25 protein-coding genes are annotated in these 25,792 nt (G+C 58.9%); 12 read left to right on the forward strand and 13 right to left on the reverse strand.

The genetic code is table 11. From position 1 onward, the window contains the following. Positions 1-4 precede the first annotated feature (4 nt). On the forward strand, positions 5-823 hold the full coding sequence (locus tag IB244_RS01135; RefSeq protein ID WP_192302868.1) for an ABC transporter permease: 819 nt from the start codon (positions 5-7) through the stop codon (positions 821-823). A gap of 2 nt (positions 824-825) precedes the next feature. Beyond that, positions 826-1,593, forward strand: a complete 768-nt coding sequence (locus tag IB244_RS01140; RefSeq protein WP_192302869.1) for an ABC transporter permease — start codon at positions 826-828, stop codon at positions 1,591-1,593. A gap of 68 nt (positions 1,594-1,661) precedes the next feature. Here the strand turns inward: IB244_RS01140 and IB244_RS01145 are convergent, their stop codons facing one another. Together IB244_RS01145 and IB244_RS01150 are read right to left on the reverse strand one after the other, a co-directional pair. Next, positions 1,662-1,853, reverse strand: coding sequence for a hypothetical protein (locus tag IB244_RS01145; protein ID WP_192302871.1), 192 nt, complete (start codon positions 1,851-1,853; stop codon positions 1,662-1,664). A gap of 76 nt (positions 1,854-1,929) precedes the next feature. Continuing rightward, the gene (locus tag IB244_RS01150) at positions 1,930-2,979 is read right to left on the reverse strand and encodes a LacI family DNA-binding transcriptional regulator (RefSeq protein WP_246733568.1); all 1,050 of its coding nucleotides are present in this window, start codon (positions 2,977-2,979) and stop codon (positions 1,930-1,932) included. A 438-nt stretch (positions 2,980-3,417) separates the two neighbouring features. Here IB244_RS01150 and IB244_RS01155 point away from each other — a divergent pair, with 438 nt between their 5' ends. The 4 genes from IB244_RS01155 (at position 3,418) to IB244_RS01170 (ending at position 8,693) form a co-directional block, all read left to right on the forward strand. Continuing rightward, a complete protein-coding gene (locus tag IB244_RS01155; protein WP_169679738.1) occupies positions 3,418-4,380 on the forward strand; it encodes a sugar-binding protein in 963 nt (320 codons plus the stop codon). 79 nt (positions 4,381-4,459) lie between these two features. After that, the gene (locus tag IB244_RS01160; RefSeq protein WP_169679735.1) at positions 4,460-6,001 is read left to right on the forward strand and encodes a sugar ABC transporter ATP-binding protein; all 1,542 of its coding nucleotides are present in this window, start codon (positions 4,460-4,462) and stop codon (positions 5,999-6,001) included. 39 nt (positions 6,002-6,040) lie between these two features. Further along, entirely contained in the window at positions 6,041-7,066 is a 1,026-nt protein-coding gene (locus IB244_RS01165) for an ABC transporter permease (RefSeq protein ID WP_192302873.1), read from the forward strand. A 112-nt stretch (positions 7,067-7,178) separates the two neighbouring features. Continuing rightward, a complete protein-coding gene (locus IB244_RS01170) occupies positions 7,179-8,693 on the forward strand; it encodes an aldehyde dehydrogenase family protein (RefSeq protein WP_192302876.1) in 1,515 nt (504 codons plus the stop codon). Between the two features lie 26 nt (positions 8,694-8,719). Here IB244_RS01170 and IB244_RS01175 read toward each other — a convergent pair whose 3' ends face one another. From IB244_RS01175 to IB244_RS01195, 5 genes are all read right to left on the reverse strand, one after another. Beyond that, positions 8,720-9,232, reverse strand: a complete 513-nt coding sequence (locus IB244_RS01175; RefSeq protein ID WP_025658534.1) for a GNAT family N-acetyltransferase — start codon at positions 9,230-9,232, stop codon at positions 8,720-8,722. A 19-nt stretch (positions 9,233-9,251) separates the two neighbouring features. Then, on the reverse strand, positions 9,252-10,130 hold the full coding sequence (locus IB244_RS01180; RefSeq protein WP_025658535.1) for a carbohydrate ABC transporter permease: 879 nt from the start codon (positions 10,128-10,130) through the stop codon (positions 9,252-9,254). Positions 10,131-10,132: 2 nt separating this feature from the next. Then, a complete protein-coding gene (locus IB244_RS01185; RefSeq protein WP_192302878.1) occupies positions 10,133-11,023 on the reverse strand; it encodes a carbohydrate ABC transporter permease in 891 nt (296 codons plus the stop codon). Further along, on the reverse strand, positions 11,020-12,129 hold the full coding sequence (locus IB244_RS01190) for an ABC transporter ATP-binding protein (protein WP_192302880.1): 1,110 nt from the start codon (positions 12,127-12,129) through the stop codon (positions 11,020-11,022). Before IB244_RS01190 ends, IB244_RS01185 begins: the two co-directional genes overlap by 4 nt. A 92-nt stretch (positions 12,130-12,221) precedes the next feature. After that, positions 12,222-13,478: an ABC transporter substrate-binding protein gene (locus IB244_RS01195; RefSeq protein ID WP_025658538.1), complete on the reverse strand. Its 1,257-nt coding sequence runs from the start codon at positions 13,476-13,478 to the stop codon at positions 12,222-12,224. A 178-nt stretch (positions 13,479-13,656) separates the two neighbouring features. On the opposite strand from IB244_RS01195, the gene IB244_RS01200 reads away from it, so the two are divergent. Next, entirely contained in the window at positions 13,657-14,436 is a 780-nt protein-coding gene (locus tag IB244_RS01200) for a GntR family transcriptional regulator (RefSeq protein WP_192303121.1), read from the forward strand. 498 nt (positions 14,437-14,934) lie between these two features. Then, the gene (locus IB244_RS01205) at positions 14,935-15,132 is read left to right on the forward strand and encodes a hypothetical protein (RefSeq protein WP_025658540.1); all 198 of its coding nucleotides are present in this window, start codon (positions 14,935-14,937) and stop codon (positions 15,130-15,132) included. A 110-nt stretch (positions 15,133-15,242) separates the two neighbouring features. Here IB244_RS01205 and IB244_RS33035 read toward each other — a convergent pair whose 3' ends face one another. Both IB244_RS33035 and IB244_RS01215 read right to left on the reverse strand, forming a co-directional pair. Beyond that, positions 15,243-15,635: a hypothetical protein gene (locus IB244_RS33035; RefSeq protein WP_025658541.1), complete on the reverse strand. Its 393-nt coding sequence runs from the start codon at positions 15,633-15,635 to the stop codon at positions 15,243-15,245. 157 nt (positions 15,636-15,792) lie between these two features. Next, a complete protein-coding gene (locus IB244_RS01215; protein ID WP_192302882.1) occupies positions 15,793-16,878 on the reverse strand; it encodes a LacI family DNA-binding transcriptional regulator in 1,086 nt (361 codons plus the stop codon). 237 nt (positions 16,879-17,115) lie between these two features. On the opposite strand from IB244_RS01215, the gene IB244_RS01220 reads away from it, so the two are divergent. From IB244_RS01220 to IB244_RS01235, 4 genes are all read left to right on the forward strand, one after another. Further along, the gene (locus IB244_RS01220) at positions 17,116-18,255 is read left to right on the forward strand and encodes a sugar ABC transporter substrate-binding protein (RefSeq protein ID WP_018855660.1); all 1,140 of its coding nucleotides are present in this window, start codon (positions 17,116-17,118) and stop codon (positions 18,253-18,255) included. 72 nt (positions 18,256-18,327) lie between these two features. Then, positions 18,328-19,866, forward strand: a complete 1,539-nt coding sequence (locus IB244_RS01225; protein ID WP_192302884.1) for a sugar ABC transporter ATP-binding protein — start codon at positions 18,328-18,330, stop codon at positions 19,864-19,866. Beyond that, positions 19,863-20,858 (forward strand): ABC transporter permease, encoded by a 996-nt coding sequence (locus tag IB244_RS01230; protein ID WP_112824505.1) that lies wholly within the window; start codon positions 19,863-19,865, stop codon positions 20,856-20,858. The genes IB244_RS01225 and IB244_RS01230 overlap by 4 nt, the downstream gene beginning before the upstream one ends. Beyond that, the gene (locus IB244_RS01235) at positions 20,855-21,835 is read left to right on the forward strand and encodes an ABC transporter permease (RefSeq protein WP_169679700.1); all 981 of its coding nucleotides are present in this window, start codon (positions 20,855-20,857) and stop codon (positions 21,833-21,835) included. The genes IB244_RS01230 and IB244_RS01235 overlap by 4 nt, the downstream gene beginning before the upstream one ends. A 91-nt stretch (positions 21,836-21,926) precedes the next feature. On the opposite strand, the gene IB244_RS01240 is transcribed toward IB244_RS01235, so the two are convergent. The 4 genes from IB244_RS01240 to IB244_RS01255 form a co-directional block, all read right to left on the reverse strand. Further along, positions 21,927-22,424, reverse strand: a complete 498-nt coding sequence (locus IB244_RS01240; protein WP_192303123.1) for an RES family NAD+ phosphorylase — start codon at positions 22,422-22,424, stop codon at positions 21,927-21,929. Positions 22,425-22,431: 7 nt separating this feature from the next. After that, positions 22,432-22,782, reverse strand: coding sequence for an antitoxin Xre/MbcA/ParS toxin-binding domain-containing protein (locus IB244_RS01245; RefSeq protein WP_025658548.1), 351 nt, complete (start codon positions 22,780-22,782; stop codon positions 22,432-22,434). 190 nt (positions 22,783-22,972) lie between these two features. Next, a complete protein-coding gene (locus IB244_RS01250) occupies positions 22,973-24,226 on the reverse strand; it encodes an amidohydrolase family protein (RefSeq protein ID WP_192302886.1) in 1,254 nt (417 codons plus the stop codon). Then, complete coding sequence (locus IB244_RS01255) at positions 24,223-25,746, reverse strand: gamma-glutamyltransferase family protein (protein ID WP_246734270.1); 1,524 nt, start codon at positions 25,744-25,746, stop codon at positions 24,223-24,225. Before IB244_RS01255 ends, IB244_RS01250 begins: the two co-directional genes overlap by 4 nt. Positions 25,747-25,792 lie beyond the last annotated feature (46 nt).

Here is a 25,792-nt window from a genome sequence, read left to right on the forward strand (position 1 = left end):
GCTGATGGCAATCCCTCTTGAAATCGCCGGCGATGACGGCATCCCGAACGGGCGCAGGTTTTTCAAGGGACGGTTCTCTTCGCTCTCGGCCTTGCTTCTTCCCATGTTGTTGATTGCCCTCTGGTGGCTCGCCTCCGCGAGAGGCTGGCTGCCAGAGCAGATCCTTCCGGCGCCGTCCTATGTACTGCAGACCGCCGGTGACATGATCATGAGCGGGGAGCTGCTTTACCATGCCGCAGTCAGCTTGCGCCGCGTTGTCTTCGGCTTCGCCATCGGCGCGGGGTTGGGATTGGGTCTCGGCATCGCCATGGGCCTGTCTGCGCGCTTGGAAGACTATATTAAGCCGACGTTCCTAGCCTTCGCACAGATCCCGACGCTTGGATGGATCCCGCTTCTGATGCTGCTGGTCGGCATCGAGGAGACACTGAAGATCATCATCATCGCCAAGGGCGCTCTCGTGCCGATCACGCTCAATACCTTCTCCGGCATCCGCAGTGTTCCCGGCAAATACCTGGAAGTCGGCAAGGCACTGCGTTTCAGCCGGTGGCAGACGCTTCGCCTGATCGTACTGCCGGGCGCAATTCCTTCCATTTTTACCGGTATCCGCTATGGCCTTACGCACGCATGGACTTCGCTTGTCGGGGTCGAGCTCCTGGCGTCATCCGAAGGGCTCGGCTACCTGCTCGTTTGGGGAAGACAGATGTTCTGGCTTGATACCGTGATCATCGCGATGATCGTGATCGGGCTCATAGGCTTTGCCATGGACAAGGGCCTGAATGGCGCCGAGGTCTTCATCCAGCGCTGGAAGAAAGAAGGACTTTGACGATGGCCGAAGCGTCAACGAGGCTTGTCCGTATCAGACGTGGCCTCACCCTTCCTCTTCTTCTTCTCGCCGTGTGGGAGGCCTCCAGCCGCCTCGGGCTCGTTGATCCCCGCTTTCTGCCAGGGATCGAAGATGTCGTCCTGACCGCCAAGCGCGAGATCATCGACAATGGTCTGACGGGCCAGCTCACAGCCAGTCTGTTGCGCAATATCGCAGGTTTTCTGATTGGCTGCATCCTCGGCGTCAGTTTCGGCACGCTCGTTGCCGTGACGAGGATCGGAGACAGGCTGGTCATGCCGACCTTCAACGGCCTGAAGCAAATTTCTCTGCTTGCCTGGATACCGCTCATTTCCGTGTGGTTCGGTTTCGGCGAGCAGGCGAAGGTGGTCTTTGTCGCTCTTGCAGCTTTCATTCCCATAGCCCTCAACACCTATGACGGTATCAAGGACGCGCCTTCAGAGCTGGTGGAGGTCGGTCGGGCGCTGCGGTTTCGACCCTGGCAGCGCGTTGCCAGGATCTGCCTGCCTTCAGCTCTCCCGGCGATTGCGACCGGCATCCATCTCGGCCTCATCTATTCGTGGCTGGCGACCGTCGGGGCGGAGTATTTTCTTGCGGTCGGTCCAGGCATCGGCGGCCTTGTCATTGCTGGGCGCGAGCGCTTCGACATGGCACTTGTCATGGTCGGCGTCATCATTCTCGGCCTTGTCGGGTTTTCACTCAACAGGCTCGCCGGTGCGGCAGAAGCCAGGCTGCTGCGCTGGCGGGCCTGAGCCGGAAACCTGACGATGTTGGTGTGCGGCTTAACTGGTGGCGGCGGCGACGAGATTGGGAACCTGTTTCAACCGGTCGAGATCGGCAACGGCGAAGCCGGATCCGGACCGGGACCGGCAGACAGTCCATAACCGGACAGGAACTTGCCCGTTCCGGCGAAGCGGCTGTCGAACCCGTCGCGAAGATGGATGGCATCCTCACCGCCCGCCACTTTCCAGGGTTGGTCAAACCGGGGGATTGGGCGGCTTTCGTCGCGCAATAACCGCCTCGATGAGGAGCCTTTGTGAGTGGGGGAAGTGATCTGATCACATTTGCTGGGATTGCAGCCGACTGCTCTATTGCGCGTTTTGCTCGCTGTGGTGGATTTTTGGCCTTTTGACCGGAGGTGCCGCGACAGAGTGACGTTTGACGAGAGAGCATTCGAGCTTCGTAATCGGATACCGCTTCTTGCCAGGAAGGCTTTCCGGATTGAGATGTTCGATCGACCATTGGCCCATGGCGAGATGGGGAAGGACAGACGTCGTCAGCGGGGGAACGAGATGTCGCGAGATGTCTTCGTCGTCGTAACCCACAACCGACATGTCCTGTGGAATGCGAAGACCCGCATCCTTGAGGGCTTCGTAGCAACCGATCGCAGTTCTGTCATTCTGGCAGAAGATCGCTGTTGGCGGCTCCTTCAAAGCCAGCAGCTTCATTGTCGCAGCGTAGCCGGCGCTGGCCGACCAGTCGCCTTCGATGACCAGTTCGGGATCGAAGGGAATATCGGCTGTCGCGAGCGCGCGGCGATATCCGGTAAGACGATCCTGCGCAGCCTGCATCCAGATTTCGCCGGTGATCGTGGCGATGCGATGGTGTCCATGGGCGATCAGATGTCGGGTGGAACTCTGTCCTCCCGCAATCTCGCTCGGCACAACGCAAGGGAAGGCGTAATCCGCGGTATAACAGTTGAGCAGCACCGTCGGGATGTTGAGCTTGTAAAAATAGGCGGGAAGCTCAACCTCGCGCGTATAGATCGTCATGTAGATGAGCGCCGATATGCCGCCGCTCGTCAACGCTTTTATGGCCTTCGGCTCCATGACGGGATCGCTGAGCGTTTGCGTCACCAACAGGACATTGCCGGCGTTCCATGAGGCTTGCCGCGCGCCTTCAATCGCAACGATCGCTTCCGGGCTGGTCGCGAGCTGGTCGACGGCAAACCCGATCACATTGTCCAGGCCTGAGTAAGAGGTCGGCGTTGCATATGTCGCTCCCATATAGCCAAGTGCCCGCGCTGCCTCAAACACGCGCTCGCGGGTCAACTGCGAGATGCGGGTGCCGGGTGTGTTGTTGAGCACGAAGGAAACGGCCGCCTGCGAGCAACCGGCCGCCTTGGCAATATCCATCATTGTCACGCGCTCGGGGCGAGAGGCCTTTCGGTTGCGTGCAGGCTTCCTTGCCGCGGGCTCGTGTTCGTCCAAGATCTTGGTTTTTCGCATCCGTGGAGGTCCGTTACCCATATTTGGTCAAGGTGTTCATTTGCTCACCATTGGTAATTAATATTACCACTGATCAGTCCGCGTTAGCAATCGCATGAAGTGACATACTTGTGAGCCGCTGGTGGCGATATCCGAACGCAAAAATGCATTTCCCGCTACCATTCTATGAAATGTTTTGATCTGCATTGATAATACTATTTACTAATTAAAATTCTTGTATACCGTCATGGAGCGATCGGAACCCTATGCCATTCGTCGCTTTGCGACTGCCCTAGGAGGGGGCGCGCATCCGGCCGGCCGCAAGTTGCAATCGGGCCCTTGCTACTGCGGCCCTTCGGGAGGTGTATTATGAATCAGCTGAAACGCAATGCAGCCTTGTTCTTCACCGGATTGATGCTGACTGCCGCGCCTGTTGCGGTATCCCATGCCGCCGACAAGCCGACCTTGGCCTTCGTGGTCAACGGGGCTTCCGACTTCTGGAAGGCTGCCGAGGCCGGCGTGAAGAAGGCTCAGGGCGAGATGCCAGACTACGACATGCAGCTGAAATATCCTGAACAGGCGTCAGTCGCCGTTCAACAGCGCCTGATGGAAGACCTTGTGAGCGCTGGTGTCAAAGGCGTCATGGTTTCCGCCGTCGATCCTAAGACCCAGACGGACGGCCTGAACAAGATCGGTTCGCAGACCGCACTCTTTACCACCGACAGCGACGCGCCCCAGACCAACCGTGTCGCCTATATCGGCTCGTCCAACGTCGATGCTGGCAAGCAGGCCGCTGAAATCGCCAAGAAGGCAATGCCTGATGGCGGTAAGTGCATCGGCTTCGTCGGACTTCTTGGCGCCGACAATGCCAAGGAACGCATCCAGGGCATGAAGGACGGGCTGAAGGGGACGAAGATCGAGCTGACTGACGTTCGCGGCGACGACATCGACCAGACCCGTGCCAAGAAGAACGTCGAGGATGCGCTGGTTGCCAGCCCCGACGTGACCTGCATGGTCGGCTTCTATTCCTACAACACGCCACGCATCTATGAGGCGCTGCGTGACGCAGGCAAACTCGGCCAGATCACCGTCGTCGGCTTCGATGACGATCCGATCACGCTTGGTGGCGTCAAGGAAGGCACAATTGCGGCGACCGTCGTGCAGCAGCCGTTCGAATGGGCCTATCAGGGCATGAAGCTGATGGCAGCCTATCTCAAGGGCGACAAGTCTGGCGTTCCAGCCAACGGTCTGATCATCATCCCGACGGTCATCATCGGCAAGGATGATGTCGACAAGTATGCTGCCAACCTGAAGGCCATGGCCGGCAAGTGATCCTTCCTTGCGGCGGTGGCGCCAGTCGCCGCCGTAAGTGACGTGTTGTGCCGACAGCATTAGAAGCCATGGACAGGCGATGAACCACAGCTCCGATATCCCGTCACCGGACGCGCCCGCGACACCGTTCCTTTCGCTTTCCGGTGTGGGCAAGACTTATCCGGGCGTCGTCGCACTTGACGGCCTGTCAATGGACATCATGCCGGGCGAGGTGATCGGCCTCGTCGGCGAGAACGGGGCCGGAAAGTCGACGCTCATGAAGATCCTCGGCGGCGTGATTGCGCCCGATCGGGGCACGATCCTGCTCGACGGGGCGGAGCTTCGTTCGCTTACCGTGGAATCGAGCATCTCGTCCGGCATCGCCTTCGTCCACCAGGAACTCAATCTCTTCGAAAACCTCGACGTCGCCGCCAATATCTTCCTCGGCCGCGAACCACTGAAGGCCGGGCCTCTCAAGCTCGTCGATCGTGATCGACTGAGGGAGATGGTAAGGCCGCTCCTGAAGCGCGTGGGGGCGCATTTTTCCGCCGACACGCCCGTGGCGTCGCTTTCGCTTGCCGAGCAGCAGATGGTGGAAATCGCCAAGGCATTGTCGATCAACGCGAGGCTCGTCATCTTCGATGAGCCCACATCCAGCCTTCCGTTGGCCGAAACCGAGCGGCTTTTGAGCATCATCAAGTCGCTGAAAGCAGATGGCATCAGCGTCATTTTCATCTCGCATCGCCTCCACGAGGTCGAGCGCGTCGCCGACCGCGTGGTCGTGCTACGCGATGGCACGCTCGTCGGTACGCTTGCAAAGGCCGAGATCGGGCACGACCAGATGGTCAAGCTGATGATTGGCCGGGTGCTTGCGGCGCGCACCGCCAAACCGCAACGCGCGCCCGGCTCGGTTGCGCTGACGGCAAGCGGCGTGCGCACCGAGGCCTATCCATCCCGCCCTGTCGATCTGGACATCAGGTATGGAGAAATCCTCGGACTTGCCGGCCTTGTCGGCTCGGGGCGCACCGAGCTTGCAAGGGTGCTCTTCGGCATTGACCGGAGTTACGGCGGAGCCATTCTGCAGGACGGACAGCAAATCGCGGTCGGCTCCGCGCGCGTTGCCGTGGCTCGCGGGATTTTCCTGGTGCCGGAGGATCGCAAGCGCAACGGCATTCTTCTTGATTTCCCGATTGCCCAGAACATTACCCTTGCCGACCTTCCAAATCTTGCCAACCGCCACATGCTGTCTGCCGACCGGGAAACGGCGGCGGCTGAAAAGCAACGCGCTCGCCTTGGCATCAAGGCGCCCTCGGTTTCGACCCGGACCGGCACTCTGTCGGGCGGCAATCAGCAGAAGGTGGTGCTTGCCAAATGGCTATCGATGAACCCGAAGGTGATGATCTTCGACGAGCCAACGCGCGGCATCGATATCGGGGCGAAGAATGAAATTTACGGGCTGATGCGGGCCCTTGCCGATGCTGGCGTCGCCATCCTGATGATCTCAAGCGACATGGAAGAGGTGATCGGCGTTTCCGACCGCATTGCCGTCATGCATGAGGGCCAGATCGCCGGGATTCTGGAAGAGGATGACTTCAGCCAGGAAAGCGTCCTTTTGCTTGCCGTCGGCAAGAGAGTAAAATAGCGGCTGCGGCCATCATAGGTATCGGGGAACGGATCTCGAATGATCAAGAAAGACCTTGGACTGCTGCTTTTGATTGTCGTCGTCGGCATCGTCGTCGCCATCATCAATCCGCGCTTCCTGCTGCCGATCAATCTGGCGAACACCGCCAACCTGATCGGACTGTTTGGCATCCTTTCGATCGGCCAGGCCTTTGTCATCATTACCGGCGGCATCGAGCTTTCCGTGGGTTCGCTCGTCGCGCTTCTTGGCGTCCTTTTCATCGATTTCATTGCTGTCCAGGACATGTCCTGGATGTTGGCGCTGCCGCTCATCCTCGTGCTTGGGGCGGTCATCGGTGCCATTCATGGCTGGCTGATTACCAGGCTCAATCTGCAACCCTTTGTCGTCACCTTGTGCGGCTTGCTGATCTATCGTGGGGCCGCGCGCTTCTATACTGCCGACGGGACGGCGGGATTTGCCTTCGGCCAGAATTTCCCCGACCTCGAATTCCTGACCGCGGGCCGCTTCTATGGTGTTCCAAACACCTTCATTGCGCTCGCCATCATCACGGTGGTCATGTGGGTGGTGTTGCACCGCTCTGTCTTCGGGCGTTATCTATACGCAATCGGCAAGAACGAGGAAGCGGCCCGTTATTCAGGCATCCGCACCGGCCGAATGATCATGTCGGCCTATGTCATCTGCGGATTGCTCACGGCGCTCTCGGCGATCTATTTTGCCATGTACACGCGCTCGATCTCACCGGCGAGCCATGGACAGTTCTACGAGCTCTATGCGATCGCCGCTGCCGTGCTTGGCGGGTTTTCGCTGCGCGGCGGCGAGGGATCGATCGTCGGTGTCGTGCTTGGTACAGTCTTGCTTCAGGAATTGCAGAACCTTGTGAACTTGCTCGGCATCCCGTCGTCGTTGAACTTTGCCGTGATGGGTGGCGTGATCCTCATCGGCGTCCTTATCGACCAGCAATGGCATGCGATCCGGGCACAGCGCCGCCTCGTGGCAGCAGCTCGACAGACTGATGGCCGCCTGCACGACGACGGTTCGCTGCCGGTGGTTGCACGTCAGGACTAGACCAGCGGGGCCATTCCATGCTGCGCCATACGACTTAAACGAATGCGTCCGGGTCATTGAAGACCGGAAGTGGATGAAAAGGCCGACCGTGATGTCTGGCCGGGGAGAAATGATGCTGTCTAACTTTATCGTGCCTGATTCCAGTGATCCGCGGCTGGGATCCAAATACCGTTACCGCATGCTCGTTGATGGCAAGTCTGTTGATGCTGCCTCGGGCAAGACCATCGATCGGGTGAGCCCCGGCCATGCCGGAATCGTGGTCGCAACATGGCCGGATGCGTCGGCGGACGACGTTCGCTTGGCAATCGCAGCAGCGCGGCGGGCGTTTGACACCGGTCCTTGGCCGCGCATGTCGGGCGCCGAGCGGTCGCGACTGATGTTCAAGGTGGCGGATCTCATTCTTGCCCACCAGGAAGAACTTGCGCTGATCGAGAGCCTCGAGGTCGGCAAGCCAATCGTCCAGGCTCGGGGCGAGATCGGATTTTGCGCGGATCTGTGGTCCTATGCAGCCGGCCAGGCCCGGGCGCTTGAGGGACAGACGCACAACAATATTGGCGACGACCGGCTTGGCCTCGTCTTGCGCGAACCGGCAGGCGTCGTCGGCATCATCACGCCATGGAACTTCCCCTTCATCATTGCCTCGGAGCGCGTGCCATGGGCGATCGGCGCTGGGTGCACGGTCGTCCTGAAACCCTCGGAATTCACCTCCGGCACCTCGATCCGCATGGCGGAACTTGCGCGCGAAGCTGGCATTCCGGACGGCGTCTTCAACGTTGTCACAGGCTTTGGCGATCCGGCTGGCCAGGTGCTCGCGGAGGATCCAGGCATCGACATGGTGGCGTTCACTGGTTCCGTGCGCGTTGGCACGAAGCTCGGCGAAATCGCCGCTCGTAGCGTCAAGCGGGTGGGGCTGGAGCTTGGCGGCAAGGGGCCGCAGATTGTCTTTGCCGATGCGGACCTCGAGGCAGCGGCCGACGGCATCGCTTACGGCGTCTATCACAATGCCGGCCAATGCTGCATTTCCGGGAGCCGGCTGCTGGTTCAGGAGGATATCCGGGATGCCTTGATGGATCGGTTGCTCGGCATTTCACGGAAGGTAGCGTTCGGGGATCCGTTGAACGAGCGCACCAAGATCGGCGCGATGATTTCGGAGGCGCATGCACAAAAGGTGCATGCTTACGTCGAGGCAGGGATTGCCTCCGGCGCGGAACTTCTTCTTGGCGGCGAAAGGGTAGGCAAGGGGACTGGACTGTATTACCCACCGACGGTCTTTGCAGGCGTCAAGCCGGACATGTCGATCGCTCGTGAGGAGATTTTTGGGCCCGTGCTTTCAACACTGACCTTCAAGACAGCCGAAGAGGCGATCGCACTTGCCAATAGTACCGAATTCGGCCTGTCAGCGAGCGTCTGGTCAACCAACCTCGAAAACGCGCTGCAAAGTATCCGCCGCATTCGCGCTGGTCGCTGCTGGATCAACAGTGTTATCGACGGGACGCCGGAGCTGCCGATCGGGGGCTATAAGAAGAGCGGACTGGGACGCGAACTTGGACGCTATGGCTTCGACGAATATTCCCAGTTCAAGGGAGTTCATGTAACCTTGGGGCGGCCCACACCCTGGCTTGCATGAGCCGCTCAAGGACTTTGGGCGCGCATCTATGAAGGTTGGCCGTGCGATTGCGAGATTTCATCTGGCTCTGCCTCGGCCAACATGCCCCTGTATATTCCAGGGACGGATCCTTCGATCGGAACGGCGCCAACGCTTCGGCGGTAGAAGTCCATGGGTCCTGCCCCACCGATGACGCCGTAGGCATACCCTTGTGCATACATATCAAGTAACGTCGTCAAAAGCAGCGCATGGCCAACCCCCTGGCCACGGACTGCACTATCGACGCCAGTCGGGCCGAAGAAGCCCTTCACTGTTGCGTCGTGGCAGGCAAAGCCGATCAGTCTTCCGTTCTGGATTGCGATGAAGCACGTCGGCGGCTGCCGCATTGCAGCCGTGGTCGCTTCGCAAGACCACCCGGCTCCAAAGCGGGGCGTAATCCAATCGGTCAAAGCCTTCAGTTCAGGCGGCAAGACGCGACGGATCGTGACACCTTGCCGTTCCATTTTCGCATCGAGGGAGGTGTCCGGTTTGAGATCGTAGAGCTTGACAAGCATATCCATGTAATTGGTCCCTTTATCGTCATCCCTTCACGGCACCGGCCGTCAGCCCCGCAACGATGCGCCGCTGGAAAATGAGCACGACCGCGATCAGCGGCAACGTGACTGTCACCGAGGCAGCCATGATCTGTCCGAAGGGATATTCGTAACGGTTGGTGCCGGCGATCAATCCGATCGCGACCGGCACGGTGCGATTTTCGTCCGTCAGCGTGAAAGTCAAGGCAAAGAGGAATTCGTTCCATGCAAGAATGAAGGCGAGGATGCCCGTGCTTGCAAGTGACGGTCCCATCAGCGGCAGCAGTATCTTCAGGAGGATACGAAGGTGCGAACAACCATCAACGATCGCGGCCTCCTCCAACTCGCGCGGGAACTCGCGAATGAAGGTTGTGAGAATCCACGTCGTAAACGGCACCGTTGACAGAAGGTATGTCAGAATGAGCGCGCTTGGACGGTTGAAGAGCCCGAGCCAGTTGATGAGCTCAAACATGCCCGAAAGCACGACCACCTGCGGAAAGATCGAGATCATCAGGATAATCATCAAAACAGCCCGACGCTGCGGAAAGTCGATGCGTCCGAGCGCATAGGCCGCACTGATACCGATCACAAGGGACAGGCAGGTCGTTGCCACGGCGACATAGGCGGAGTTCAGGAGTGATCCGATGAACACCGGGTTGTTGATCAACTCCCGGTAATAGGTGAAGTCGAGCGCTGGCAGCAGGACCGAACGGTAGAGTGCCGCGCCCTGTTTCGTCGACGAAACGAAGGCCCAGTAATAGGGAAACAGCGTGTAGATCAGCACCAGCGATAGGGCAAGGATTTGCAGTACCCGCAACACCTGGCGCCGGGCCCTGTAATAGGCGCTCGACTTTCGGGCCGGGCGTACAAGAAAAAGGTCGGTCATGATCAATGCCCCGCTGCCCTGTCGAGGCGCAAGGCGCCGATGATGATGATCGCGACCAGCGCAACCAACAGGAAAACCCAGGTCGAGGCCGCGGAGCCGACACCGAGTTCCTGGAAGCTGATCAGACGGTCGCGTGCGTAGATCGACACTGTCATGACCTTTTCATTGCTGGCCGCCAGAACGTAGGAAAGGTCGAACATGCGCAGGGCATCGAGTGTGCGAAACAACACGGCTACTCCTATCGCGGGTCGCAGCATCGGGAGGGTGATCGACCAGAAGCGTTTCCAGGCAGGAATGCCGTCCACTTCGGCGGCTTCGAATATTTCCTGGGAGATCATCTGCAGGCCCGCGAGAATGAGCAAAACCATGAAAGGGGTCGTCATCCATACGTCAATGAAAATGACCACCCCCATGATCAGCGAACCACTCGCAGTCCATGCCACACCATGGTCGATGAACCCAAGGGCTTCCAGTAGCTTGTTGATGACACCGAACTGGTCGTTCAACATCCATTCCCAGATCTTGGTGGACACCACGACCGGAATGGCCCACGGGACAAGGATCGCAGCGCGGGCAAGTCCCCGGCCGGGTATGGCCTCGTTGATAAGGAGAGCGATAGCCAATCCCAGCGCTGTTTCAATTGCCACCGAGATGACCGTGAAGGTCAGTGTGTTCCTGACGGCAAGCCACCAGGTGTGGTCATTGAAAACCTCGACGAGGTTGTCGATGCCGACCATGGAGTAGACGCTGGGATCGTCGAGAAAGGCGTCCGTAAAAGCGAAGAAGAATGTCCGTCCTAACGGCCATACGGCGACAAGCAGCATTGAGGCAATGACCGGCACGAGGAAGAGCCAGGCAGCAAGGTGATCGCGGCGGGCAAGGCGTGCACTCATGATAGAGCGCTCCTGACACCGAATGGTTCGGCCGACGGCAAAAGTCGTCTGCCGTCGGCGGCGAAGAAAAACAGCGAATGATCGTCGAAAGTCAGTGCAGCCGGCTTGCCGATCGCGTCGGTATTTGGTGCCGCGGGCAGGCGAACAACCCAGAGTGTGCCGCTCCCTACCCGGCAATAGGCGAAGTGTTCGTGTCCGAGGTCTTCGACCCGCTCGAGCATACAATCGAGACGCCCGGTTCCCGTTGGTACCAGGCGCAACGCCTCCGGCCGAATGCCTATCTCGGCAACCGGAATTGCATCGCTTGGCGATCGCCCAATTGCCAGGCCGCCCGGGCCGACGATGTGCTCATCGTCATGCTCTGGCTGTGTCTCGACGGCAAGGAAGTTCATGCGCGGACTGCCGATAAAACCCGCAACAAACCGATTGCCGGGCTGACGATACAGCTCCGAAGGTGTGCCGATCTGCTCTATTCTGCCGTGATTGAGGACAACAATCCGGTCTGCAAGCGTCATGGCTTCTGATTGATCGTGCGTGACGTAGATCATCGTCGTCTTGAGATCGTCATGAAGCTTGGCGATCTCCATGCGCATTTCCATTCTCAGGTCCGCATCCAGATTGGAAAGCGGCTCGTCGAACAGGAAAATCTCGGGTTGGCGCACCAATGCCCGTCCAATCGCCACGCGCTGGCGCTGACCTCCAGACAGCTCTCTCGGTCGCCGGCTCAAGAGATGGTCAACCTTGAGCATACGCGCGACCTGTTGCACCTTTTGAGCAATCGCATCGCGTCGGATGCCCATGGTCTCGAGTGCGAAACCAATGTTGCGCGCCACCGTCATATGCGGGTAGAGCGCATAGGATTGAAAAACAAAGGCAACACCGCGCTTCGAAGCGGGGACATCGGTGACATCGTCGCCACCAATCTTGACCGTTCCAGACGAGGCTGAGATCAGGCCCGCCACGATGCGCAGCAGCGTGGATTTTCCGCATCCGGAGGGGCCGACAAAGACAACGAATTCACCATCGTCGATCTTCAAGTCTACATCATGAATGACACTGTGTGTTCCGAAACTCTTCGAAACGGACTCCATCGAAACCGATGCCATCGTTCACCTTGGCTTGCGCATGGGGGCTCGACCGGCACAGAGCGCCGGCTGCAAAGGTTGCGGGAGCTGAGGCTCCCGCAACTTTCCTTCAATCAGCGGCTTTCTTTGAGCTTTTCCAGGCGCTTGGCCAGCGATGCAAAGCTGTCTTTGGCATCGCCACTGCCCGACAGCACGTCATGGGTGGCGCGATAGAAGGCCTGAGAGACACGGTTGTAGCTGGTGCCGGTGTAGCCGGACGGACGGACCGCACTATCGGCGAAGGCTTGCTGGTTGTCTTTCAGGAACGGAATTTTTTCCAGCACCTCCGGATCGCTATAAAGCGACTGGATCGAAGGGTTGAGGGTCGCCTCCACGGCACGCATCTTCTGCATCTCCGGACCCGTGATGAAGTTCACAAAGTCGGCTGCGACCTCAGGTTTGGCGCTGTATTTCGAGACGCCATAATACATGGGCCCCAGGCAGCCGCTGGACTTCTGGCCTTCCTTGCCAACCGGAAGCGGCATGACGCCAACCTTGTCGATGATCGAGCTGCCTTCCTTGTGCGATGTACCCCAGACATAGGGCCAATTGCGATGGAATACCGCGTCGCCGGATTCAAAAACTGCCCGTGACGCTTCCTCATCGTAGTTCAGAACGCCTTCCGGGCTGATCGAACCGATCCAGCCTCTGGCCTTCTCGATGGCTTCGGCGGCTTGCGGCGTGTTGATCGTAACCTTGCCGTCGTCGGATATGATCGTGCCGCCGCCATTTGATGCAATGAGTTCGATCGCATCGCAGGTCAGGCCCTCATAGCTCTTTGCCTGCCAGGCGTAGCCCCACATCTTGGCGTTGCCGGCGGCGCGCTCCTTGTCCTGGATTTCCTTTGCGGTCGCAGCAAGCTCATCCCAGGTCTTGGGAGGCTGCTTGCCATACTTTTCCAGGAGATCCTTGCGATAGAACATCAGGCCCACGTCCATGTAGGCAGGCATCGCGACCAGGTTGCCGTCCAGCTTGGCAGCGTTGAGCGTGGAAGTGAAATGCTTGTCCTGGTCGGCCGCAGGAATCATGGTTTTCAAATCAAGCAGGTTGGCCTTGAACATCCCGAGCCAGATGACGTCGAGAAACAGAACGTCGATATCCTTGGACTTTGCCGCCAGCAATTGCTGATAGAGCGGGATCGCGTCGTCGAGGAGAGCCGGCATCTTGTTAATTTTTGCTTCGTTGCCTGTCTTTGTCTTCCAGGCGTCGGCAACCTTGGTGCAAAGTTCGAATTCGGTTGGTGCGCAGAATACGGAGATGCTTTCCGCATGCGCGGCACTGGCCCATAGGCCGGCATAGACTGCAACTGCAGTAAGGCATTTCTTCAACATGGGCTGTTCCTGTCTTTATCACACTTGAGCGGTGCGGAACTCTCTGGTTCCTGACCTAGTAGGACTGGTTATGACCAGTCATGTCAACTGGACTCTTTTGTCCCTTGTGGGCAAAGATGCAAAAGCAAATACAAGCACCGACCAAGGGAGCGAACGCAACGTGAAGACCCGTGAACCGGTGGCAGCGCGAAAGAGGCATGCGGCAATCGATCGGGCCGACCCTCGTCCGCTTCATCAGCAGGTCTACGAAGACTTGCTGGCTACGATCCGGGAAGGGAAGGTGCCATTGCGCGGCAAGCTGCCCTCCGAACGTGAACTCGTTTCACTTTACGATGTTAGTCGCATCACGGTGCGGCATGCGGTGCGCGAACTGATCCGCCAGGGCGTTGTTCAAAGTCAGCCGGGCAAGGGCTTGTATGTTGCGGAAAATGGAGGAGGATTTGAACTCGAGGTCCTCAGAAGCTTTACGAGCACCGCACTGGCAAGTGGTCGCGTGCCCGGACATCGCCTGCTTGCGATGGAGGTCGTAAAGGCGTCGCTTGACATCACCCGGCCGCTGCTCTTGCCTCCCGGATCGGATGTGATCGTGCTGTCGCGCCTGCGGCTACTTGACGGCGTGCCGGTCGTCCTCCAGACCGACTGGATAGCGGCCTCCCGCGCGCCGGGATTGACCGGCATGGACTGGACGGTCGCAAATCGCTCGCTCTATACCGAGCTGCGCGAAGTCTACGGTATCCAGCCGCGGCGGGGGCAAACGACACTCAGTGCGCGACTGGCGGATCCAGCCGAAGCTGCGATGCTCGAACTCCCGTTACCTTCGGCCGTGCTCACTGTCGATCAAATCGCCTTTGACGAGCGGGACCGGCCAATCAACATGACTGCGCTTGTCCATCACCCCGGCCGATATCCGCTCACACTGCTACAGTCAGCCACGGGTGACTTTCGTCAATACTGGTAGGTGCGTCTGCATTTTAGCTCAGCACAAGTTGCCGGCGATCCGCAAGACTACGGGAGCCTTCGGGAGCTCAATCCGCGTCGCGCCCTCAGGAAGCAGTTTTGCTCGGTGACGCGGTGACACATACGGCCGCTCCGACAATATTGCCACCGCACTTGGACGCACGTACGTCATTTCTGCTTCGCAGATGCGGCAATTATCATATAATTCAACCCGCTAAAAATTACACTATTTCAGTTGCTTATCTGACTTTTCTCGGATAAGTCTTGTTATGGGAGAGGTGCCCAATATCAAAATTTGGTACTTGCACTCAGTGTTGGTTGACGACGCTTGAGGAGGATAAGACATTGCGTCCGAGCGTTTCTTTATTCGCAATTGTGCAGCGGGTGCGCCATCGCGTTTCAACCCGATATCGAGCCGCACCGTCGGTCTGACCCGTCGTAAATCCATCACCGAAAATTGCTTATGGTCCGCGCGATGGTGTGTGCCTCGGGGTTTGTCATGCAGAAACAGGCTGTCGTTTTCAATGGTCAGGAAGTCGGGATCGCTGTTCCCGTAGAAACTCGTCTGAAGTTCATCGCTGTCCGGTTCAGCGTCATTGATCTGGACAACATGGTCTTCGATACGATTAGCGAAATCCGGCGCGCGATTGTTGCGCATCTTGCGAGCGACGGACGACAGACCATCACGTCGCAATGAGCGCCCGGGCGCGCCTTGACGGTCGCCACTCGAACTGGCCGGAGCCTGGAGATGCTCGCACAGGTTCTGGCCGAGCAGCTCGTGTAACTCTTGGGGGGAGGTAAGGAATGCTAGTCTCGTGTATCCTCGAAGCCGATTTGGCCGTGCTCTCGCTGTCCGTTCAATCCTGGTACCGACATTACCGGGCCAAACCAGATGACAGAACGTCGGAAGTAATCTGCAGCGCGGCAGTCGACCTCTTCAATCGCGGTCATCGCACTCAGGAGGAACTGACCCGGATATTGATTGCTCGGTTTCCCGGAGCGCCTGTCACATATGTCAATGCGCCCACGGCTGGTGCTCTTCATTAGCCCAAGGTTGAGCATCGCCTCGCTCTTCCTGCGTGGCGATGCCCCCTCACGCAACCATCCCTCCAACGGGAAATCCGCCACAAATTGCGCGTCGAGCGTTCGCTGAGTAAGCTCAGCGAACATGAATCGATAGCTGATGTCGATCTCTTTCATTGTTGACGTTCCGTATCCGCGCCGCGGCCTCTCGTTGGCAAGTCCGCTCGGATTGCCGTTATAAGTTTCTGCCAAGACCTTATAGCTCGATCAGTTGCCGTAACGGGCCAACTGCTGCAAAACCCGAAAACGGCGTTGGGATGCAATTTGCATCGATTCAATCGTCGGACTGCTCGCCCTCGTTGGGTGGCCTGATCGCGCCGGCACTCGAATTGCTCGTCCGGTTCGTGAAGACAAGGTCGCTAGAAGTGCTTTCGCGCACGACAAGCGCGAATCCCATGTCGATTTGTTCGGGTCCGGATTTTGTTGCTGCATCGAGCGCCAGGAGAACCTTCTCGGCAGCAAGCCTGCCGGTTTCGTAACGGCGGGTGGCGATCGAGGAAAGGGACGGTGCTGCGCAGGCTGAGAATTCGAGGTCGTGAAAACCGATAATCGAAATATCGTCCGGCACGCGGATGCGCCGCTTCCTGCACTCCTGCATTGCGCCAAGAGCCAGGTTGTCGTCCGTACAAAATATCGCCTCTGGCAGATCGCCGCGGTCATCCATCTCGCCAAAGAGCTCGGATCCGAGCGCCACCGAACTGTGGCGCGGTCTATGCGCAATCATTTCCAGACTTTTCAGGCCAACTTCCTGCATCGCATTGTGATACCCGTCAAAGCGTGACTGGGCGCGATGGTCGAGATTGCCTGTCAGGAACGCAATCCGTCGGAACCCGCGATCAATGAGATGGCGGGTTGCAACGTGGCCCGCATGCTCCTGTGACATGCCGATGTTGAGATCTATTGGATCGTCGGACAATTCGAAAGTTTGCACAACCGGAAGTCGCGCCTGGACCAAAAGCTGGCGTGACAGTGCCGTATGGTGAATACCTGCAATGATGATCGCTTCCACCCGCTGACCAAGGAGCGCCTTGATCGCATTCTCCTCCTCCACTTCCGAGTACCTGCTGTTGACCACGACGACCTGGAAACCTGCAGCGATTAGAACTTCGTGCAGCGCAAACAGGTATTCCGCAAAGATGACATTATAGAGCGTCGGCACGATCACGCCGATCGTGTGGGTGCGCGATGAGGCAAGTCTGCTTGCCGCCACATTCGGCACATAGCCCAGCTTTTCGACGGCCTCGATAACGCGTAGCCGCAAGGTTTCCGAGACCGTTGCCGGCTTGCGGAGCACGCGCGAAACCGTGATCGGGCTGACACCCGCCAGGCTAGCAACATCGTCGAGAGTTATTCGGCGCATAAAAGCATTGTCCAAATACAAAAGGTCACAGAGCAGCGAGAAACAAGCAGAACAAAGTGATACTCCACAATTGACAGCGCTATCAAATAGAATTTGACAGCGCTGTCACGTATGTTAACGTTTCGATCGTTCCGCAAAGGGCAGGGTGGAGCCTTTTCGGACCAAGCGTACCAATGACAATACTGGAGGTTGAGGATATTGGAGGGCGGCTGCGTCCGCCTCTGGAGGAGGACATCCATGCTTAAAAACGTGAAAGCGAATTCTGCGCGCGTTGCGGCAGTTTCCGCACCGATCCTTGCGCTGTTGTGCGGCGCTGCATATGCAGAACCGAAAGTTGTGAACGGACCAGCAGCTGATCCAGGCTGCATGACGCCTTGGGCTTCCGATACTCAGTTTCTGCAGTATCCGAAAAAGGAAGGTCCTTACCGCATCGCGCTCGCCAACGGCTACATTGCCAACACATGGCGCATCCAGATGGTCCAGACTGCAAAGGCGTATGCGGCGCAACCGGACGTCAAGGCGAAGTTGAAGGAGTTCAAGGTTGTCTCAACCGGAGAGGACGTGCCGGCGCAGATTTCAGCGATCAACAACTTCATCGACGCCGGCTATGATGCGATCGTCGTCAATGCCCAAAACCCGACAGCCTTTGGCCCCGTGATCAAGAGAGCCAAGGAAGCTGGCGTCGTGCTCGTCGCATTCGACAACACCCTGGACACGAAAGACGCGATCAACGTCAACGTCGATCAGAAGGGCCTTGGTGTCACCTGGGCCGAGTGGCTTGTCAAACACCTGCCGAACGGCGGCAAGATTTTGGAAGTCAGGGGTGTCGCTGGCACGTCCGTTGATACCGACCGCCATAATGGCATCAAGGAAACACTGGCAGCCTCCGGCAAGAAGTTCGACGTGACCGAAGTCGTCGGCAAATGGGATGACGGCGTTGCCCAGAAGGCGACAGCAGATGCTATAGCGACAAATGGACCCTTTGACGGGATTACCGCCCAGGGTGGCGACACCGGTGTCGTTCAGGCGATGATCGACGCGAAGCACCCCTTCGTTCCGTTCGGCGGCGAGACCGAAAATGGCTTCCGAAAGCTTTGCGCCGCTCATGCGGGCGAGGGGCTAGTTTGCTCGTCAGCCGGGACAGGGCCAGCTCAGGTTGCTGTCGCCATAAAGACTGCCATCGCAGCTCTTGAGGGCCAGGTGGTCCCCCAAGCCGTCAAGTTGCCGACGGCACTCGTGTCGCATCCCGACTTGAAGAAGGATCAGGACTATTACCCTGATCAGTCCGACAACTTTTTCGTCGGCAACTCCTTCCCAACTTGCGGCATCAATTTCACGGCGCAAGAAATCATGGGGCAGACCAAGGAAAACCAATAGCAGCAAGTGCTCATGGGATTGACTGCGGGCATGCGTGCTCGCAGTCACAGGCGAAATGCACCCGATGGGAGGGTGATCTTGTCAGAACCACTGTTGCGCATGGAAGGCATATCGAAACGCTACGGCGGCGTCATAGCCCTCAACGAAGCCGATATTGCAATTCGACCCGGCGCGATCCATGCCGTCCTCGGCGAGAACGGTGCAGGAAAATCGACGCTGATCAAAATCATGGCCGGGGTGACGGCACCCGACGACGGCCGAATGCTGCTGGATGGCAAGGCGGTATCTTTCTCGTCGCCTGCGATGGCGAATGCGGCAGGGATCGTTTCGGTCTTTCAAGAGCTGTCGCTCATTCCCGACCTTTCGGTCGCCGACAACATCGTCATCAGCAATCCGCCCACGCGTTTCGGGATGATCGACCGCGGCGCCCAGCGACGGATCGCCGAGGAGGCGCTTTCGCGCGCCGGCGCCTTCGACATTCATCCGTCATCGCTGGTCAAGGACCTTCCGCTTTCCCGTCGGCAAATGGTCGAGATTGCCAAGGCTCTCGCACGCAGCCCTCGGCTGATGATCCTGGACGAGGCGACCTCCGCCTTGAGCAAGTCAGATGTCGACAAGGTCTTCAGTGTCCTGAAGCGACTGCGATCGGAGGGATTGGCGCTCGTCTATATTTCGCATCGCATGCATGAAATTGCAGAACTCGCCGACGACTGTACCGTGTTCCGGAACGGGCGTAGCATCGAATCCTACAAGGCCGGGACAAAGACCGATCAGCAGGTTGTTGAGCTGATGATCGGTCGGGAATACAAAAGTGTGTTTCCAGCCAAGCCGGGCGTCGAGATTTCGAGGCCGCCCGTCCTTTCCTGCTCTGGCTTGTGCTGGGGGGATCGTCTGACTGACATTACATTCGATGCGCGCCCGGGCGAAATTGTGGGTGTGGGCGGCCTGGACGGGCAGGGTCAACGTGAGCTCCTGCTGGCGCTTTTCGGCGTGCTTCGCGACGTCAGGGGCGACGTGAGGATCGATGGTCGCAGTGTGCGATTGACCAGTCCCAAGGAGGCGAAGTCGCAGGCAGCCTCCATTGCTCTCATCCCGGAAGATCGAAAGACCGAGGGATTGATGCTGCCCATGACAGTGCGGGAGAATCTTTCCATAGCGGCCCTTGGTAGCGTTTCGCGGAAAGGTGTCATCGATCGCGGCGCTGAGGCCGCTTGCGTTGGCGAACTCTTGAAGCTCCTTGCCATCAAGGCGGCGAACATCGACATGCCGGTCAGCAATCTGTCCGGTGGAAACCAGCAGAAGGTTGTCATTGCCAAATGGCTGATGAACCGGCCCCGGATCATACTGCTGAACGATCCCACACGCGGCATCGACGTCGGGACCAAACAGGAGATCTACCAGCTGCTGCGAAAGCTTGCGGACGGTGGCGCGGCAATTATCTTCTATTCCACCGACTACGACGAACTGATTGGTTGCTGTGATCGAGTCCTTGTGATGTACGACGGCACGATCGCCAGCATGCTTGAAGGTGACAATATCAACGAACGCGCGTTGATCGGCAGTGCGTTGAACATCGCTGCCAAACAGGTGGAGCGGGGGCCAACACTGTGAACACGGGAAAGGTCGGTGAATGGCGATTCCGGTACGAGCTTCATAAAGGAACGCTTCTTGCCGCGGCCCTCTTTGTGGTGATGTTCGTCATCTATGTTTCCAACCATCCAGCGGGCTTCACACCAAACGTTGTGCAGACAGCGTCCAACAAGGCAACGCTCCTCGCCTTCGTCGCGATGGCGCAATGTCTCGTGGTGATCACGGCAGGCATAGACCTTTCGGCCGGGATGGTTCTGGTTCTGTGCAACTGTCTCGCATCCTGGCTTGTCGTCGGCACACCGCTGCAGACGGGCTTCGGCATCGTCGCCGTGCTGGCGGCGGGTCTGGCCTGCGGCACCTTGAACGGTCTGATCATCATCTTCGGCAGACTGCAGCCGATCGTCACGACCATCGCCACCAGTGCTATCTTTTTCGGGCTTGCGCTACTTTTGCGCCCAACGCCGGGCGGCTCCGTTAACGAGACACTTGCTGACGTCTTTACCTCCAAGATGTTCGGGGTGTTGCCCACTAGCCTGATCGTTCTCGCTGCCACGATACTGTTGGTCTGGATTCCGTTCAGCAGGTCGGTTTACGGGCGCGCAGCTTACGCCGCCGGGTCTTCGGAGTATGCTGCCTATATGTCCGGCATGCCGCTCAAGCGGGCTAAGCTTCTGGCCTATGCCCTTGCGGGGCTCTTGTCGGCCATGGGCGGACTTTATCTCACCTTCTTCTCCTATACAGGCGAGGCGGCCTTTGCGAGCGGCAATGCTTACACGCTCTACTCGATTGCCGCAGTTGTCCTTGGAGGCGTGTCTCTGGCGGGGGGAAAGGGCAGTGCCGTCGGCGCCGTGTTCGGGGCGCTTGCCTTCCGCACGATCGGCGATCTTCTTTTCGTCTTTGATCTCGACCCACTCTGGCAGCCTCTGTTCCAGGGCATCGTGTTGATGCTGGCGATCGGCATTGGCTCGATCGGGCTGGCCCGTGTACGCAATCGACTGGAATGGTTCCAATGAGCGAAGATGCTTTCGGCATGCGGCATTCAATAATTCCTCGTCGGCTGCGGGGAAGAGATCCCGCGGTGGCGATCGCCTTCGGTTGCATCCTGCTCCTGCTGCTTGGCGGATCGATCTATTCTTCGAATTTTCTCTCGCCCGATTACCTCCTGCAACAGTTGAAGGTGGCCTCTTTCCTCGGCGTGATCGCGACGGGGATGATGATGGTAATCCTGCTCGGGCAGATTGATCTGTCCGTTCCGTGGACAGTGACCGCTGGCGCGATGATGGCCTGTGCTGCGACGGCTTACGGCGCAGGCGGATCACTCCTGGCAATTCCATTCGGAATTGCATGCGGGGCAGCGATTGGTCTGGTCAACGGACTTGCCGTCGCCTACCTGCGCATTCCCTCTATGATCATCACGCTCGCGACCAACGCCGTCGTGCAGGGACTGATGGTCGTCTACACGGGCGGGTTCTCGCCGCAGGATTCTGCCTCTCGGGCGATGCGATTTCTCGCGACCGGATACACCATCCCCTCTGTCCCCAACGGCGTTCTTGTCTGGCTTGCCGTTGGCATACTGGCGGTTTTCCTGTTGACCAGAACGACCTTCGGTCGATCGCTCTATGCGATCGGAAACCGCGAACGGGCGGCCTATATGTCGGGCATCGATACCCGGCGTGTTACCATGATCGCCTTTGTCATCTCGGGTTCGCTCAGCGCACTTGGTGGAGTCTTGCTGGCCGGTTATGCGTCAAAAGCCTCACAGTCGATGGGCGACGCCTATCTTCTGCCGTCAATCGCGGCCGTGGTCCTTGGTGGAACCCATGTACTTGGTGGAAAAGGGACCTACCTCGGTACGGTGGCAGGCGTGATCCTTATTACCCTACTGCAGTCGATCCTCTCGGTAATGCAAATTGAAGAAGCGGGTCGCCAGCTGATCTACGGCGTAGTGATCGTGAGCATGCTTTTGCTCTATGGCCGACAGAAGACCTGAAGCCGGTTGGCGGCGGATCCGCTATTGAGCCCGATCGAACGTTGCGTCGTTCAAGTCATACACCAATGCGATTGCGATCAGCTGAGCCTAGCTAAGGCGACAGACGATGTTCGTCGTCGATGAGCGTCACCCGACTGGGTAACGCGGCGCTCCATTGCCAGAGGACAAGGTTGAGATCATTGTCAGTTGCCCCGTGCGCAAAACTCCTCACTAGCAATCCGTGAAAACCCGCCTGGCTGAGTGCGCGGGCGAACGCCTGCGTCAATGCCTCCCCGTGTTTCCTCATTTGATCGCGCCATGCCGGATCAGCAAGCATGCTGGCGTCCATTCCTTCGCTTCGCAGAGCAACCTCGTCCCGGCAGTCGAAAACACGCTCAATGTCAGCGTCGTAAGATACCAGCGTGGTCGGCTGCAAGCTGCCGACCTGATTGGCCTCGCGTAGCGCGGCAATTACCGAAAGAGACGTATAGAGCGCCGGGGTTCCTTTTCGGTTGAACCGTCCGCGATAGAGTTCCGCTCCACGCCCGGACAAAGCGTCTTGCGCGTAGACCGGGTTGAGCGCGCGATAAAGGGTGCCCTTAAAGTGCATCGGCAAGTCAGGCGTGAACGCCCGCATCGACTGCATCGATGTAGTCAAGGACGTCGTTCGCGCGTCCATCACGCACCAGTTGCATTGCCGTCAAACCAGAAAATCCCGACAAAGGCTCCGAGCGATACCAGGCATAAGCCATCAGAGCCGAACCGAACCGGGGCTCGACCTTGTTGATGACTTCTGTGACCTCGCGTAGTCGCCTCTGCGTCTTGTCGGAACGAATGCGATCCTTACGCTGGATGGCATCCTTGCCAAGTCCAGCGGTCAGCGCGATTTCCTCGCTGGTCGTGCGCAATGCTTGCGCGATCTTGCGGGGCGAGAACAGGCCGCCGTCTGCATACCGAGCAAGACCCATGATATCCAAAACTCCCATACATGCCATTGATACTGACGTTATATAGCGTCAATTCTACTGTTATCCAATAGCTGGCACATTGGCGCCGGAACGGCGTCCCCTTGAACCCTCCGTCTGATTTGTTTCCAGGCCAGCAGGCTCAGAGCCACACAGGCACAAGACGGTTACACGGTCGGCATTGGTACCGCGTTCACACAAGTGAACGTCTGCGGATCCGAGCTCGACCATTGTTGAAACTCATGTGGCCATTCTTCCAGCCGGCGAGGACACGGCCGACCTCGCGCACAGCCGCCATCGGGCCGACCGCATCGACAAGCACGATGGTCGCGTCACCGCCGACCAAAAGGCCGTGCGGAACGCCGAGCTGCCTTGCTGCCGATTGCCCTACCATTTCAAAAACCGAGCGCATGTCGTCGTCCCGCGAAAGCTGTGCGATATTGGCATAGAGATTTGCCATGCGGATCAGCGAGGCGTCGCCATAGGGAGTGAAAGGGTTCATGACGTTGTTGGTGGCGATTGAGGTGACGACGCCCCGCCGCGCGATGACGTGCGCCGGTGCGACGCCACGCGGCACCAGCCGGTCGTGCCCGCGGCCAGTGAGGAAGAGATCTGTCGCCGGAAGAACGGTGAGCGCGATGCCCGCTGCAGCAAGTTTGTCGGCGATATGAATGACATCGGCCAGCGGCATGGCCGAAAGATTGGTGACGTGGCCGATTGCGACCCGGTCTTGCCAGCAATGGCGCTCTGTGGCCGCGATAACAGCCGGCAAATCGCTCTGGCCGGGATCCAGATGGAAATCGAGATGAAAATCCACTGCGACGCCGTGCCTGACAGCGAGGGAGAAGATCAGGTCCACATGCCTGACTGGATCGGGATCAGTGTAGGGGCAGCCACCAACGAGATCAGCCCCCTCTGAGAGCGCCCGGTCGAGCATGTCCAGCATCTGCGGCTCGTTCGTGAGACCGTCCTGCGCGAACGCGCAGATTTCAATATCAATCGCAAAAGCGTATTCCGTCTTGATGCGCTTGATTGCCTCGAAGGAGCGAAAGCCTGCGCGCGGATCGATCTCGACGAAGGTTCGCATCCGTACAGTGCCGTGCGAGATCGCCTTTTCGACGACCTGGGCGGCGCGATCATAGACGTCCGCCTCGGTGAAGTCTGCCTTGGCGCTGGAGGTCTGTCGCACGGCTTCAGCAAGTGTTCCCTCGCAGATCGAGCAACGATCGAGGATGCAGGCCTTGTCCAGATGGACATGCGTGTCGACGAATCCACCAAACGCAAAAGCGCCATCGCCTTCGAAGTCCTCGACAGCCTCGCAACGAAACCCGGGCTCGATCGCTACGATCCGGTTGCCGCGAACAGCGATATCGACGAGTCCGCCATGCTCCTTCACCCGGACATTGCGGATAAGCAGGTCGAGCGGACTGTCGCTTGCAGTGCTCATAGGCCGATCGCCCCGCCGTCACTGCGAGGGTCGTGAGCTGCTTCCAACATGCCGTCACCACTGATGCGGATGATACCTGCCTGACCGCCGAGCGGACTGAGCGGAGCGATCGTCGTGACCTCATGGCCCATCAAGGCAAGCGCCGCGATCACCTCACTGCCAATATTCTCCTCGATCTTCAGGTTGTCGCGGCTATCGGAAAAGGTACGACCGAGCAGGAAGCGTGGCCTGGAAAGGGCCGCCAGGGGATCGAGGCCATGGTCGATGAGGAGGCTCAACAGCAGTGCCAGCGTCTGCGGCTGACCGTCGGCACCTTGCGTGCCATAAACCAGATGCGGGCGGCCGCCCTTCAGCGCCAGGCCGGGATTGAGGGTGTAGAATGGACGCTTTCCGGGCCCGTAGCGGTTCGGGCTTATGGGATCAATGCTGAAGGCGGCGCCGCGGTTCTGCCAGAGAATGCCTGTATCGCCGGCAAGGACGCCGCTGCCCCAATCGAAATAGATACTTTGAAGCATGGAGGCTGCCCGCCCCCTGGAATCGACCGCGGCCAGGAAGGACGTGTCGCCCTGCCGATAGGGATGCGCCCAGGCGGCAGCACGGGTGGCGTCAATTGCGGCGGCCTTCCCGGCAAGTCGATCGGGATTAAGGAGTGCCCCGGAGACATCGTGACCGAATGCTGGATCAGCAATCAGATGCCGGTCGCGAAATGCCTGTTTCACCGCCTCTACCAGCAGGTGATAATAGGATGCACTGTCGACCGCCTTGTCTGCCGGTAACAGATGAGCGAGCACGCCCATGATAGCGAGTGTGGTCACGCCCTGGGTCGGGGGTGGCGGCGCCAAAAGCACTGTTTCACCATAGGATAGTCGCACGGGCGCAACGACCTGGGTGTTTGTCGCAGCAAGATCGGCAGCAGTAAGCGGCGAGCCGGCGGCAGCAAGACCGCTTGCGATGCGGCCGGCGAGCGCCCCCTCGTAGAATTCGCGGGCGCCGTTGCTGGCGATCGCTTCAAGGCTCCTCGCCAGGGCCGGCTGGCACTGGATGCCGTCCCGCCTGAAAAGGTCGCGAAATCCCGGCCACGCGTCGGATTCGGCGGCGCGAAAATCGAACCAGAATGCCTGCGACGCGCTCACGGCATAACCGTTTCCGGCCAGGGCGATCGCATCGTCCAGCAATCCCGACAGGCTCTCGGTGCCACCCCAAGCGGTTGCGGAATAGCTGAGCACCTTGTCCCAGCTGTCGACCAGGCCGGCGGTGGTCAAGGTCGAGGCAGCGCCGCGCAATGGGATCGTGTTGCCGGGGACGGCAACATCTGCCGCCTGGCCTATACCGAGGAACGTCCGTGCATCGCCGGCCTCGTCGGAGACCATCCAGACGGCGTCTCCACCGAGACCACAGAAATGCGGGTAGACGACCGAAAGTGCTGCTCCAGCCGCGACCAGCGCCTCGATCGCATTCCCGCCGCGTGAAAGCACCCGGGCACCGGCTTCGCTGGCCAGCCAATGTGGTGTTGTCACCATGCCATCACGCGATCGCGCGCCGCCCGTTTTGGTCTGCCTGCTTGAA

It is taken from the genome of Rhizobium sp. RHZ02 (genome assembly GCF_014851575.1).
In the GTDB taxonomy this organism is placed as follows: domain Bacteria; phylum Pseudomonadota; class Alphaproteobacteria; order Rhizobiales; family Rhizobiaceae; genus Rhizobium; species Rhizobium altiplani.

Excerpts from the sequence above, each read along its gene's own strand:
- IB244_RS01135 (WP_192302868.1), top strand. The coding sequence starts at position 5 with ATGGCAATCCCTCTTGAAATCGCCGGCGATGACGGCATCCCGAACGGG.
- IB244_RS01140 (WP_192302869.1), top strand. The coding sequence starts at position 826 with ATGGCCGAAGCGTCAACGAGGCTTGTCCGTATCAGACGTGGCCTCACC.
- IB244_RS01150 (WP_246733568.1), bottom strand. The coding sequence starts at position 2,979 with ATGATGGATATTGCCAAGGCGGCCGGTTGCTCGCAGGCGGCCGTTTCC.
- IB244_RS01155 (WP_169679738.1), top strand. The coding sequence starts at position 3,418 with ATGAATCAGCTGAAACGCAATGCAGCCTTGTTCTTCACCGGATTGATG.
- IB244_RS01160 (WP_169679735.1), top strand. The coding sequence starts at position 4,460 with ATGAACCACAGCTCCGATATCCCGTCACCGGACGCGCCCGCGACACCG.
- IB244_RS01165 (WP_192302873.1), top strand. The coding sequence starts at position 6,041 with ATGATCAAGAAAGACCTTGGACTGCTGCTTTTGATTGTCGTCGTCGGC.
- IB244_RS01170 (WP_192302876.1), top strand. The coding sequence starts at position 7,179 with ATGCTGTCTAACTTTATCGTGCCTGATTCCAGTGATCCGCGGCTGGGA.
- IB244_RS01175 (WP_025658534.1), bottom strand. The coding sequence starts at position 9,232 with ATGGATATGCTTGTCAAGCTCTACGATCTCAAACCGGACACCTCCCTC.
- IB244_RS01180 (WP_025658535.1), bottom strand. The coding sequence starts at position 10,130 with ATGACCGACCTTTTTCTTGTACGCCCGGCCCGAAAGTCGAGCGCCTAT.
- IB244_RS01185 (WP_192302878.1), bottom strand. The coding sequence starts at position 11,023 with ATGAGTGCACGCCTTGCCCGCCGCGATCACCTTGCTGCCTGGCTCTTC.
- IB244_RS01190 (WP_192302880.1), bottom strand. The coding sequence starts at position 12,129 with ATGGCATCGGTTTCGATGGAGTCCGTTTCGAAGAGTTTCGGAACACAC.
- IB244_RS01195 (WP_025658538.1), bottom strand. The coding sequence starts at position 13,478 with ATGTTGAAGAAATGCCTTACTGCAGTTGCAGTCTATGCCGGCCTATGG.
- IB244_RS01205 (WP_025658540.1), top strand. The coding sequence starts at position 14,935 with ATGCAGAAACAGGCTGTCGTTTTCAATGGTCAGGAAGTCGGGATCGCT.
- IB244_RS33035 (WP_025658541.1), bottom strand. The coding sequence starts at position 15,635 with ATGAAAGAGATCGACATCAGCTATCGATTCATGTTCGCTGAGCTTACT.
- IB244_RS01215 (WP_192302882.1), bottom strand. The coding sequence starts at position 16,878 with ATGCGCCGAATAACTCTCGACGATGTTGCTAGCCTGGCGGGTGTCAGC.
- IB244_RS01220 (WP_018855660.1), top strand. The coding sequence starts at position 17,116 with ATGCTTAAAAACGTGAAAGCGAATTCTGCGCGCGTTGCGGCAGTTTCC.
- IB244_RS01235 (WP_169679700.1), top strand. The coding sequence starts at position 20,855 with ATGAGCGAAGATGCTTTCGGCATGCGGCATTCAATAATTCCTCGTCGG.
- IB244_RS01240 (WP_192303123.1), bottom strand. The coding sequence starts at position 22,424 with ATGCACTTTAAGGGCACCCTTTATCGCGCGCTCAACCCGGTCTACGCG.
- IB244_RS01245 (WP_025658548.1), bottom strand. The coding sequence starts at position 22,782 with ATGGGTCTTGCTCGGTATGCAGACGGCGGCCTGTTCTCGCCCCGCAAG.
- IB244_RS01250 (WP_192302886.1), bottom strand. The coding sequence starts at position 24,226 with ATGAGCACTGCAAGCGACAGTCCGCTCGACCTGCTTATCCGCAATGTC.
- IB244_RS01255 (WP_246734270.1), bottom strand. The coding sequence starts at position 25,746 with ATGGTGACAACACCACATTGGCTGGCCAGCGAAGCCGGTGCCCGGGTG.